At 45.7% G+C, this 1,303-nt stretch carries 1 protein-coding gene and 1 pseudogene; both read left to right on the forward strand.

What is annotated here, in order from left to right; translation table 11 throughout:
- A pseudogene (locus tag HMPREF2704_RS11635) lies at positions 1–252 on the forward strand (cell wall protein); the annotation flags it as partial.
- A gap of 15 nt (positions 253–267) precedes the next feature.
- Entirely contained in the window at positions 268–768 is a 501-nt protein-coding gene (locus HMPREF2704_RS11640) for a hypothetical protein (protein WP_070845936.1), read from the forward strand.
- Positions 769–1,303: the final 535 nt, after the last annotated feature.

A 1,303-nucleotide genomic window follows, 5' to 3' on the forward strand; every position in this document is an offset into this window, starting at 1 on the left:
GATACAGATTCTGATGTAGATGCTGACTCGGATGCCGATACTGATTCCGATACAGAAACAGACTTGGAAGTCGACACCGATTCAGAAGTCGAAACGGACTCGGATGCAGATGCTGAAACTGACTCAGACGTTGAGACTGATTCGGATGCAGAGGCTGATTCTGAAGTAGACACTGATTCAGAAGCAGAGGCTGACTCAGATGTTGAGACTGACACTGAAGTAGAGACTGACACTGAAGTAGAGACTGACTGACTTTCTGATACTAAAGTGCTCAACGATGCTGACAATGATTCTGATGTCGAGATTGATTCTGATACAGAAACCGATTCAGACGTTGAAACTGATTCGGACTCTGAGACTGATTCTGATGTTGAAACTGATTCAGAAGCAGAGGCTGATTCTGAGGCTGATACCGACTCAGATTCTGAGGCTGATTCTGATGCTGATACCGACTCAGATTCTGAGGCTGACGCTGATTCGGACGTAGATACTGACTCAGAGACTGAGACTGACTCAGATGTCGATACTGATTCAGAGGTTGAAACTGACTCAGACGCTGATACTGATTCGGACGTTGAAACTGATTCGGAAGTCGATACCGATTCAGAGGTTGAAACTGACTCAGACGTTGAGGCTGACTCAGAGGCAGAAGCTGATTCTGATGCAGAAGCTGATTCTGATGTAGATGCCGATTCAGAAGTCGAGACTGATTCGGACGTTGAAACCGACTCAGACGCTGACACTGATTCAGACGTTGAAATTGACTGACTTTCTGATACTGACTCGGATTCTGAAACTGATTCTGATGTTGAGACTGACTCAGACGTCGATACCGATTCAGAGGCTGAAACTGACTCGGATGTTGAGACTGATTCGGACGTTGACACCGAATCAGACGTTGAAACTGATTCGGATGTTGACAATGATTCAGACGCTGAAACTGACTCGGATGTTGAGACTGATTCGGACGTTGACACCGAATCAGACGTTGAAACTGATTCGGATGTTGACAATGATTCAGACGCTGAAACTGACTCGGAAGTCGATACCGATTCTGAGGTAGATGCCGATTCAGAGGTTGAGACTGACTCAGACGTTGACACTGATTCGGATGTTGATTCAGACTCTGATGTCGAAACTGATTCGGATGTTGACAATGATTCGGAAGTCGAAACAGATTCAGAAGTAGACACTGATTCAGAAGTCGAAACGGACTCGGATGCTGATACTGATTCCGATACAGAAACAGACTCGGAAGTCGACACCGATTCAGACGTTGATACAGATTCTGATGTAGATGCTG

Source organism: Streptococcus sp. HMSC076C09, assembly GCF_001837905.1.
Classification (GTDB): domain Bacteria; phylum Bacillota; class Bacilli; order Lactobacillales; family Streptococcaceae; genus Streptococcus; species Streptococcus parasanguinis_I.